This is a genomic window from Polyangium sp. 6x1, from assembly GCF_029946515.1.
GTDB lineage: Bacteria > Myxococcota_A > Polyangia > Polyangiales > Polyangiaceae > Polyangium.
This window is the reverse complement of record NZ_JARZHH010000007.1, coordinates 228,159-238,707: the sequence shown is the minus strand read 5'-3', so window position 1 is coordinate 238,707 and position 10,549 is coordinate 228,159. Positions and strand designations below refer to the sequence as shown.

Annotated in this window: 8 protein-coding genes; 5 read left to right on the top strand and 3 right to left on the bottom strand. The window is 70.7% G+C overall.

What is annotated here, in order from left to right:
• Window positions 1–228: 228 nt before the first annotated feature.
• On the bottom strand, window positions 229–1,503 hold the full coding sequence (gene eno / locus QHF85_RS10580; RefSeq protein WP_281326994.1) for a phosphopyruvate hydratase: 1,275 nt from the start codon (window positions 1,501–1,503) through the stop codon (window positions 229–231).
• Window positions 1,504–1,624: 121 nt separating this feature from the next.
• On the opposite strand from eno, the gene QHF85_RS10575 reads away from it, so the two are divergent.
• Complete coding sequence (locus QHF85_RS10575; RefSeq protein ID WP_281326993.1) at window positions 1,625–2,260, top strand: DotU family type IV/VI secretion system protein; 636 nt, start codon at window positions 1,625–1,627, stop codon at window positions 2,258–2,260.
• On the top strand, window positions 2,260–3,348 hold the full coding sequence (locus QHF85_RS10570; RefSeq protein ID WP_281326992.1) for a type VI secretion system protein: 1,089 nt from the start codon (window positions 2,260–2,262) through the stop codon (window positions 3,346–3,348). Before QHF85_RS10575 ends, QHF85_RS10570 begins: the two co-directional genes overlap by 1 nt.
• Here the strand turns inward: QHF85_RS10570 and QHF85_RS10565 are convergent.
• A complete protein-coding gene (locus QHF85_RS10565) occupies window positions 3,345–4,217 on the bottom strand; it encodes a thioredoxin domain-containing protein (protein WP_281326991.1) in 873 nt (290 codons plus the stop codon). The two genes, QHF85_RS10570 and QHF85_RS10565, sit on opposite strands and share 4 nt — an antisense overlap.
• Window positions 4,218–4,299: 82 nt before the next feature.
• Here QHF85_RS10565 and QHF85_RS10560 point away from each other — a divergent pair, with 82 nt between their 5' ends.
• Both QHF85_RS10560 and QHF85_RS10555 read left to right on the top strand, forming a co-directional pair.
• Window positions 4,300–5,775, top strand: a complete 1,476-nt coding sequence (locus QHF85_RS10560; protein WP_281326990.1) for a hypothetical protein — start codon at window positions 4,300–4,302, stop codon at window positions 5,773–5,775.
• Window positions 5,772–7,151 (top strand): YncE family protein, encoded by a 1,380-nt coding sequence (locus QHF85_RS10555; protein ID WP_281326989.1) that lies wholly within the window; start codon window positions 5,772–5,774, stop codon window positions 7,149–7,151. Before QHF85_RS10560 ends, QHF85_RS10555 begins: the two co-directional genes overlap by 4 nt.
• A gap of 22 nt (window positions 7,152–7,173) precedes the next feature.
• On the opposite strand, the gene QHF85_RS10550 is transcribed toward QHF85_RS10555, so the two are convergent.
• Window positions 7,174–7,569 carry a RidA family protein gene (locus QHF85_RS10550; protein WP_281326988.1) on the bottom strand — a complete coding sequence of 132 codons (396 nt, stop codon included), beginning with the start codon at window positions 7,567–7,569 and terminating at the stop codon, window positions 7,174–7,176.
• Window positions 7,570–7,791: 222 nt separating this feature from the next.
• Between QHF85_RS10550 and QHF85_RS10545 the strand changes: the two genes are divergently transcribed.
• Window positions 7,792–10,497 carry a M1 family metallopeptidase gene (locus QHF85_RS10545; RefSeq protein WP_281326987.1) on the top strand — a complete coding sequence of 902 codons (2,706 nt, stop codon included), beginning with the start codon at window positions 7,792–7,794 and terminating at the stop codon, window positions 10,495–10,497.
• Window positions 10,498–10,549 lie beyond the last annotated feature (52 nt).

Sequence of the window (10,549 nt, the reverse complement as noted above, 5' to 3'; positions counted from 1 at the left end):
CGGCTACGGCGGCGGCGGTGGTGGCGGCGGCGGTCGCGGCGGTGGCGGCGGCGGTCGTGGCGGCGACCGGCGCGGCGGTCGTGGCGGCGGCGGCGGCCGGGATCGCGGCGGTCGGGATCGCGGCGATCGCTGGTAAGACGTGAGGGCCCGGCGCGAGCCGGCCCAAAAGAAAGCGCCCCGGAGCGAAGGCTTCGGGGCGCTTCTGTTTTGTGCGCTTCGGAGCGAGCTTCAGCGCTTGAACGGCTTGCGACCGGCGAAGAGCTGCCCTTCGCCGAGCTCGAAGCCGATGCGGAGCAGCTGGTTGTACTTCGCCACGCGATCCGAGCGAGAAGCCGAGCCCGTCTTGATCTGCCCCGCGTTCGTGGCGACCGCGAGATCGGCGATGAACGTGTCCTCCGTCTCGCCGGAGCGGTGCGAGATGATCGACCGATAGCCGCCCTCGCCGGCCGTGCGGATGCAGTCGAGCGTCTCGGTGACCGTGCCGATCTGGTTCAGCTTGATCAGGATGGCGTTCGCGATCCCCTCGGACATGCCGCGCGCGAGGCGCTCGGGGTTCGTGACGAAGAGGTCGTCGCCGACGAGCTGCACCTTCTTGCCGAGCCGCTCGGAGATGAGCTTCCAGCCCTTGTCGTCGTTCTCCGCGCAGCCGTCCTCGATCGAGACGATCGGGTAGCGCTTCGAGAGATCCTCGTAGATCGCGACGAGCTCCTCGGGCGTCTTCGGCCCCTTGTCGAACGTGTAGACGCCCTTGTCGGCGTCGAAGAACTCGCTCATCGCCGCGTCGAGCGCGAGGCCGATGTCCTCGCCGGGCTTGTAGCCGGCGGCCTCGATCGCGCGCATGACCTCCTGCAGCGCCGACTCGTTCGTCGCGAGGCGCGGCGCGAATCCGCCCTCGTCGCCGACGGCCGTCACGTGCCCGCCCTTCTTCAGGATCCCCTTCAGCGTGTGGAAGATCTCGACGCCCATGCGCAGCGCCTCGTCGAACGACGGCGCGCCGAACGGCACGACCATGAACTCCTGCACTTCGAGCCCGTTGTCGGCGTGCACGCCGCCGTTCAGGATGTTCATGAGCGGCGTCGGCAGGACACGCGCGGAGGCGCCGCCGAGGTACCGCCAGAGCGGCAGATCCACGGTGTCGGCGGCGGCGCGCGCCACGGCCATCGAGACGCCGAGGATGGCGTTCGCGCCGAGCTTGCCCTTGTTCGGCGAGCCGTCGGCCTCGATGAGGACCTTGTCGACCGCGGACTGATCGAGGGCATCCATGCCCACGACTGCGGGGCCGAGGACGGTCTCGACGTTGCGAACCGCCTTCGAGACGCCCTTGCCCACGTACCGCTTCTTGTCGCCGTCGCGTAGCTCGACGGCCTCGTACGCCCCCGTGGAGGCCCCACTCGGGACCGCGGCGCGCCCCAGGCCGCTGGTCGTCCTGACCTCGACCTCCACGGTGGGGTTGCCACGGGAATCGAGGATCTCACGGGCCATCACGCTCTGAATCTCGGACATGCGAACGCTCCTTCGGCAGAGGGCCGGCAGCATAGCGTGGTAAGCGCGCTGGCGAACAGGGGCCGATCGCCACAGAAGTCTTCCTCCCCGAGGCGCGACTCGCGTTATGCTCCCCGGCTGCGTGGAACGTTCGATCGGCGTGTATGGCGAGGAGCTGCTCCTCTGGATCTGCGCGGTGCGCCAGTCCCCGAGGCGCCCGCCCGCAGAGCACCTGCTCCAGCAGGCGAACTCCTTGATGAACGAGCTGAAGAGCTCGAAGGCGACCGACGAGCTGCCCGTCGTCTCGGCCGACGATGGCCAGTTCGCCATCGCCGCGATCATCGACGAGATCGCGATGAGCCTGCCGGACCTGCGTCCGCTCTGGTCGCAATACTCGCTGCAGTCCACACGCTGGTACACGACGAACGCGGGCGTCGAGTTCTACCAGCGCCTCGAGCGCGTGAAGGAAGGCCCGAAGAGCGTGCTCGCGACGTACTACGTGGTGCTCGGCCTCGGCTTCCTCGGCAGGTTCGGTTTGCCCGGCCAGGTGCAGTACGGCGCGACGCAGACGCGCATCGACGTCGCGCGGATCCTCGGCGTGGACGCGGATCGCGACTGGCACGCGGGCGCGCTGCGGCCCGTGCGCGAGGAGACGGTGCGCCCGATCGACCACCAGACGCCGTGGTGGAAATCGCTGTGGATGGGCCGCGGGATCGGGATCTTCTTCGTGGTCGTGGGCCTCGCCCTGATCATCGTCAACGCCGTCGGGGGCAAGTGATGGCGAACGTGATCGGCCCGTTCACCCAGGAGATCGACGCGCTGCTCGCGACGATCGCGCAGAAGCACCCGGGCAAGAAGCCGCCCTACCAGGTGCCGATCTACCTCGTCGTCGGGGATCCGGGGATGGGGCGAACGACCGCGATCCGCTCGCAGTTCCTCACGTGGTCCGGCGGTGATGGACCGCTGCCGCCCGCGTCCTCGACGCCGTTTTGCACGTACTGGATGGCCGAGGAGTGCGCGTTCATCGAGCCCGAAGGCCACGTGATGGGACCGCGGCGCGATCCGGCGTTGCTCCAGGCGCTCTGCGAGGAGCTCCTGCGCAAGCGGCCGCGCGAGCCGCTCGACGCGCTGATCCTCGTCCTCAACGTCGCGGCCTTCGCCGATCTCGACGAGGCCGGCGTGCAGGCGTACGCGAAGAACTACCGCGACGTGCTCGTGGAGATCGGTAGGCACATCGGCGGCGACGTGCCCACGTACGTGATCCTCACGCGCTTCGACACGGTCTGGGGCTTCGCCGACGTGTTCCAGTGGACGGCCGAGCGCAAGCGCGAGGACCCGTGGGGCTTCACGCTGCACCAGGAGGTCGCGCCGCAGGACGCGCTGCCGAAGATCCGCGAGGAGATCGACGGGCTCGCCGCGCGCTTCGAGATGTTCTGCTTCGCCAAGCTCTCGGGCGAGGAGCACGTCGAGACGCGCATCCGCGCCTACCAGCACCTCGTGGAGGTGCGCGAGCTGCTCGACCGGTTGCGCATCGTCTTCGGCGTGCTCGCGATGCCGAACGCCTACGAGCGCGTGCCGTGGTTCCGCGCGATGGCCATCGGCAGCGCGGTGCCCGGCGTCGGCGATCGGCAACGCGCGGGCGTCGCGCGCTTTCAGAGCATGGGCCTCTACCCGGCGTCGATGCCTCAGGGCATGCGGCCGGGCGGGCTGCCGATCCACGCGCTCGTCAAGACGGTCACGCTGCCCGAGAAGGATCTCGTGCCGCTGCGCGTGCGCTGGCGCGACGACCTCGCGACCTTGATCCTCGCCGGCTCCGCGCTGCTCGTGTGGATCGCCGCGATCATCGTCGCGGGCATGAACCGCTAGCGCCCGCGGGCGAGCTCGATCTCCATCGTCACCCACGCGTCGAGGTCGGGCTCGGGCTTGAAGAGGCCGAGGTCGAACTCGCGCCCGTTGATCATGATGAACGGCGTGCCCATCAGGCCCGCTCGATCCGCGTCGGCCTTGTCGCGCTCGATCGTCTTCGTCGCCGCCTCGGACTGCATGTCCGCGCGCAGCTTGCCCATGTCGAGCCCGAGCTCCTCGGCGATCGCGCCGATCGCAGCGTCGCCGAGTTTGTCCTGGTTCTCGAAGAGCGCGTGCTCCATCTCCCAGTAGCGCCCCTGCTTTTGCGCGGCGTACGCGGCGCGGGCCGCGACCTCCGCGTGGGCGTGCCTCGGCAGCGGGTAGAACTTGTGCACGAGGCGCACGTCGTCCGCGTGCTCCGCGGCGACATGCTCGACCATCGGCACGATCCTCCGGCACGCGGGGCACTCGAAGTCCGACCAGACCATGAGGGTGACGGGCGCGGTCGCCGAGCCCTTCGTCGGCGAGCCGGCGACGTCGACCGTGGTCACCTTGCTCCCGAAACGGATCTCGTAGGCGCGTGTGGCCTCGGCGCGGCCGAGGCCTGCCTTCACGCGCTCCGTGACGAAACGCGCGGCGGGCTCGCAGGCCTTGCACGATCGCTTCTCGTCGAGGCAGGTGGAGAGCGGCACGGCCTGGTCGGGGCACGGCGCGATGAGCTCGTCGAGCAGACGTTCGACGGTCTCGCGTTCCCGCGGCACGAGATCGCCCATTTCTTTCGGCCTCTGGATCTCGAGGGCGCCGCCGCCGTCCACGTGCTGGCTCCCGCCACACGCGCTCACGAAGAGCATCGTCAAGACCAGGAGCGGAGAGATCGTTTGGAGAGTCACGCGCGGATACTACACCGCCAGGGGCGGATCGGCTTTGCACCACTCGACGCCGGGACGCGCTCGGGGTATTCACCGGCCGAACGTGCACGACGCCGTACCGCCTCCCCTGACACCCGCCAAGACCAGCGCGCCGGTCTCCGTCCGCGACGCCGGCAAGAAGCGGCTGCGGTGCCCGACGTGCCTGGAGTCCGTGCCGCCCGGGGTCGATCTCTGCCCCGAGTGCGACGAGCCCCTCGCGGGCAGCAAGAGCCTTCGCACGGGCGCGGCGACGGTCAAGGCGCCGAGCTGGCTGTCGCTCCACTGGCGTCCGCTCGTCACGGGCCTCGCGATGGTCTCCGTGCTCGCGACCGGCATCGCCCTCCGCAGCCTCGCCCCGGGCCGGTTCCTCCCGCCGCGCGCCGCCTCGCGCTCGCCGAGCGCCGTCACGCCGACCTGCACCTCGCCCTGCTGGCACGGCGAGGCTTGCCAGGTCGGCCAGTGCGTCTGGCAAAAGCCGAACGATGTCGGACACCTCGGCGAACAGCCCCTCGTGACCGGCCCGTTCGCGCTGCCGAAGGACGTCTCCGACGCCTTGCCGCTCGACGCGGATCGCTTCGCGCTCGCGCTGCTCAACGGCATCGAGGTCCACGACGCGCGCACCGGCGCGCTCGTCACGCTGGTCAGCGACGCGCCGCAGATCAAGGGCCTCTACCGCGTCGGCGAGCACCTCTACGCGACCTCGCCGCAGCGGCTCTACGTCGTCGACGCGGCCACGACGGGCCTGCAGAAGACGATCGATCTCGGCGCGATGGTCGGGCAGGTGTCGGTCGGGGCGAACGGCCGGCGCGCGCTCGTGTCGCTCCCCTCGGCGCACGCGGTCGCGATCGTGGCGACGGAGTACCACGCGGAGATCGACCGCATCCATTTCGGCGACGATCCGGTCGGGCCGATGGGCGTCGACGACACGGGCACGCGCGCGCTCGGCACGACGGGCCAGGTCCCGCTGCCGGGCCTGCGAGATCCTGCGGGCGGCGCCGTGTACGCGTTCGATCCGAGCCGGCTCGCGTCGCAGCAGGACCGCGTGCGCACGTCGTTGCTCGGCAACCCCGTCAGCGTGCTCATGACCCCGGACGGCAGCGCGAGTTACGTCGTCCTCCGCGCCGAGGACGCGCTCGTGCCGCTCGAATGGCTGCCGTCGGGCGCGGTGCGGCGCCGCGAGCGAATCCAGACCTGCGACGAGCCCGAGCAAATCGAGCTCGTGCGCCGCGGCCGTCGCGCGCTCGTGCGTTGCCACGAGGGGCGCGCGCTCGAGGTCTTCGACCTCGCGAAGGGCGAGCTCGCGCGGCACATCCCGTTCAACGGGCGGGCGACCGACCTCGTGGTCACGCCCGACGGCGAGCAGGCGCTCGTGACGCTCACGGGTGATGGCGCGGGCTCGCTCGCGCTCGTGGATCTCGAGTCCTACGCGGTGAAGCTCCTTCCGCTCTCGGGCGAGCCCAAGCGCGTGCGGCTGACGCCGGACGGCCGCATGGCGCTCGTCTTCTCGGATTGGGCCAAGGTCGCGTGGGTGGTGCGATGAGCCAGCAGCGCGTCCCGTGCCCTGCGTGCAAAGCGCCGATCGTCTTCGGCGCGCGCAAGTGCCGCGCGTGCAAGGCGTGGCTCGTCCCGGAAGCGCAGCCGCGCGTGCCGCGCGTGATCCTCGGCGGCATCGCGCTCGCCGGGACGCTCTTCGCCGTCGTCGTCGGCGGACGCGAGTCCCCCGTCGGCGAGGCGCCTCCGCTGACGAACCTCGACCCTGCGGGATCGAGCAGCGCCGCGGGCGCGCCGCGTCCTGGCTCGATCGGCCCCGAGATCGAGGCCGAGCCCGAGCCCACGCCGGCCGACCCGCAGAAGCGCTGGAAGACCCGCGAGATCCGCCTCGGCGACGCCCACCCGCTCGACGTCGTCTTCCATCCGAAGGGCACGAGCGTCTACGTCAGCGCCGACGACGCCACGCTGCGCGAGTACAAGCTGAAGACGGGCGAGCTCGTGCACAAGGCGTCGATGCCGGCGCAGGGCGACGAGATCCGGATGCTGTTCGACCGGTACGTCGCGGTCCTCCGGCACGAGGACGCGGCGCGGATCCCGGTGATGGACACGTCGGCCTGGGATCGTGATCCGGTGCTGCTCGACGTCGGCCGGAGCCCCGGTGAGATCGTGCCGATGCCGGACGGCCGCAGCGTCGTGGCCTCGACCATCGACGGCAAGCGCGTCGCGCGCTTCGACTTGCCGACGGGCGTGCGCCTCGCGGACATCACCTTGCCGCACGCGACGGGCCAGCTCTTCCTCGTCCGCGCCGAGAACCGCCCGTACCTCGCGGCGATGGGCGCGCTCTCGCACGGCGGCCGCGCCGCGGGCGCGTGGATCGACCTCTTCGATCCGAGCGAGGAGCCCTTCGGCGCCACGCGTCGCAGCGTCTTCGTCGGCCGCGAGCCGCGCGCTGGCGCGATCTCTCGGGACGGCGGCTCGCTCTTCTTCCCGGACCGCGTCTCGAACAGGGCCGTGCTCCTCGACATCGCCGCGACCACGCAGGTCAAGTCGACGGCCGTGGGCCTGGGCCCGGAGCAGGGGTTCCTCCTGAACGACGATCGCCTCGGCGTCACGCTCGACAGCAAGGCGCGCACGGTGACGGTCGTCGACCTCGCCACGATGAAGGTCACGAGCACGCTCATGCTCGACGGCTCGCCTTGCGCGGGCGCGGCCTCGCCGGACGGCCGCACGCTCTTCGTCGCGCTCGGCGGCATGGAGCGGCCGCCGAAGGGCAGCGGCGTGGCCGTCATTGCCGGCGATCCGCTCCGCATCGTCGCCACGATTCCCACGGGCGCGGGCGTCTGCGCGGTGGACGTCACGCGCGACAGCTCCCGCGCGGTCGTCGCGTCCTATTACGACAAATCGGTCCTCGTGCTCGAGCAATGAGCCGCGGGCGCGCGCGCCCGGCTCAGCCTGCGCCCTCGACGTAAGCGTCGACCTCGATCTCCACGAGCATGTCCGGCGCGATGAGCCGCCGCACCTCCACCATCGTCGCGGCGGGCGCGTGCGGCCCGACCTTCTCCTTGTGCGCGCGCCCGATCTCGGACCAGCGCTCGATGTCGGTCACGTACATCCGCGTGCGCACCACGTCCGCGAGGGAACCGCCGAGCTCTCGCAGGGCCGCCTCGATGATTTCGAAGCAGCGGATCGCCTGGGCATACGCGTCATCCTTTGCGTGCGTCCCTCCGTCCACCGCGACGGGCGCCGTCCCGCCGACGTACACGTGCGGCCCGACCGCCACGGCGCGGCAATACCCCACGCGCGCTTCCCACTCTGCGCCCGAGAACACCCGTCGTTTTTGCATGGGCCGGGTATACCACGAATGCTCTGTTCGACGGGCTGCATGCCCTACCCCAGGGCGAACGACGTGCCAGGAAAAAGCCCCGCGTTCGTGCATGAAAATGCCCTGTCCGACCTGACGGCGCCAGGGCGAGGGGATGGCGGCCGCCGCCGGCGACGAACCACCGTGATCCGCGTCGCGCCTCGTGCCACGATGCGCGCGCCTTCCTCCCGCCCTCCGAGCCGAATGATGAAAACCCCTCGCTCGCTCCTCGCGCTCCTCGCCACCACCGCCGCTTGCGCCGCCGCGCCGCCTGCGCCCCCGCCTGCACCCGCGGCCTCCGCCAAACCCCAGGCCGCTGCGCCCGCGCCCGACCTCCCCGCGCCTCCTTCGGGCCTGCGCCTCCCGCGCGCCGTGCATCCGCTTCGTTATGCCGCGACGCTCACCCTCGTCCCCGGCGACGACGTCCTCCGCGGCGAAATCACCATCGACCTCCGCCTCGCCGAGCCCACGCGTGTCCTCTGGCTCCACGCCGAGCACCTCACCGTCGAGGAGGCTCGCATCGAGGCCGCGGCGAAGCACCTCCCGCTCCGCGTCGTGCCCACGGAAGGCGACCTCGTCGGATTCGCGCTCGACACCCCTGCGCCGGCCGGCTCGGCGCGCCTCATCGTGAAATACCGCGGCGCGATATCGACCGTCGACGATCACGGCGCCTTCCGCGAGGAGGCCGACGGCGCCTCGTACATCTTCTCCGATTTCGAGGCTACCGCCGCGCGCCAGGTCTTTCCTTGCATCGACGACCCCGGCGTGAAGGTGCCCTGGCAAATCTCGCTCCGCGTGCGCGAGGCCGACGTCGCCCTCTCGAATACGCCCGCCCTCGGCGAGACCAAGGAGCCGGGCGGCATGAAGCTCGTCCGCTTCGCGCCCACACAGCCCTTGCCGAGTTATCTCGTCGCGTTCGCGGTCGGGCCCTTCGACCTCGTCGACGCGGGTTTGGCCGGGAAAAACAAGATTCCGGTCCGCATGGCCGTCCCTCGCGGCGCCGCCGGCAAAGCCTCGTTCGCGGCGAAGACCACGCCGCCCCTGCTCGGCATGCTCGAAGAATACCTCGGGTCGGCTTATCCATACGAAAAACTCGACGTCGTCGCCATCCCGCGCCTCGCCTCGTTCGGCGCCATGGAAAACCCCGGGCTCATCACGTACGGCGCCCGCGGCTCGCTCGCGGCGCCGGCCGACGAGACGCCGATGTTCCGGCGCGGCTTCACCGCGACCATGGCCCACGAGCTCGCCCATCAATGGTTCGGCAACCTCGTCACGCTGGACTACTGGGAGGACCTCTGGCTCAACGAGTCCTTCGCCACCTGGATGGGCAGCAAGATCGTCGAGCGCTTCTCCCCGTCCTTCCGCGAAGACACGCGCCGCGTCGCCTCGGCCTCCTATGCCATGGGCGAGGACGGCCTGCTCAGCGCGCGCAAAATCCGCCAGGAGATTCGCACCCAGGACGACATCGCCAATGCCTTCGACGGCATCACCTACCAGAAAGGCGCGGCCGTCCTCCGCATGTTCGAGGCCTACGTCGGCCCCGAGAAGTTCCAGCGCGGCGTCCGCCGTTACCTCGACGAGCACGCCCACGGCAATGCAAAAGCGGCCGATTTCCTGCGCGCGCTTTCCGCCGAGACCGGCCCCGAGATCGGCCCCGCGTTCGCCACGTTCCTCGACCAGCCCGGCGTCCCGCTCGTCAAGGCCGAGCTCTCCTGTGAGAAGGGCAAACCCCCTCACGTAAAACTCTCGCAATCGCGCTGGCTCCCGGCCGGATCGGCGGGCGCCGCCGAATCGACCTGGCAAATCCCGGTTTGTCTCCGGTACGGAGCCGGCCCCGAGGCGCGCGCTTGCACGCTCCTCACCACGAAGACGGCCGAGCTCCCGCTCGAAAAGGCGAAATCGTGCCCCACGGCGTTCGCTTTGAAGGACGCCGGCGTCGGTTATTACCGCGTCGACCTCGGAAAGGAGGCCCTCGCGCGGCTCCTCGGCAAGCCGGGCAAATTCCTCGGTTTGCCCGAGCGCCTCGCGCTCCTCGACGACGCCTCGGCCCTCGTCGAGAGCGGCGCCCTCGGCTCTGCCGATGTCCTCTCCCTCGTCCCGAGCGTCGTCGCCGAGCCCGAGCCTCTCCTCGAACGTGGCGCGGCCGCGCTCGTCGCCCGCGTCCGCGACGTGCACGTCCCTGCCGACCTCCGCCCGCGCTTCGCGAATTTCGTCACCCGCACCTTCGGCAAGCGCGCCCGGGCGCTCGGCGTCCTCCCGAAGCCCGGCGAGGACGACGACACCACGTTCCTCCGCCCCGTCCTCGTCGCGCTCGTCGCCGATCGCGGCGAGGATCCGGCCCTGCTCGCCGAGCTCCGCGCCCTCGCCTCGCGTTTCCTCGCCGACCCGAGCGCCGCGCCGCTCGACATCGCCGCCCCCGCGCTCGCCCTCGCGGCGCGGCACGGCGGCGATCGGGCGCTCTTCGATCGATTGCGCGAGGCGGCCAGGAACGAGCGCGACGAGCGCCGCCGCAGCGCCTTCCTCGAGGCGCTCACGAGCTTCCGGGATCGCGCCCTCGTCGACGAATCTCTCGCGCTCGCGCTCGACGGCGGCTTCGATCCGCGCGAGGCCGTGTCGCTCCTCGGCCAGGACGAGCGAATGCTCGATCGATCCCTCGGCTACGTCGAAAAGAACTGGAGCGCCCTCGCTTCGCGTATGCCGAGCGAGGCGCAAGGTTTCCTCCCCCTCTTCTTCCAGGGCGCCTGCGACGAGGCGAGCCGCGCCGCCGTCGCGCGCGTCTTCGAGGCCCGCGCCCCCGAGATCGTCGGCGCGCCGCGATCCCTCGCGCAGTCGCTCGAGTCGATCTCCCTTTGCGTGGCCCAAAGACAGAAGCTCGAACCGAGCCTCCGGGCATTTCTCCAGAAATACTAGCCCGACCGGTTTTCTGGCGACCCTACGGCGGCACCCGGCTTGCTGGGGAGCG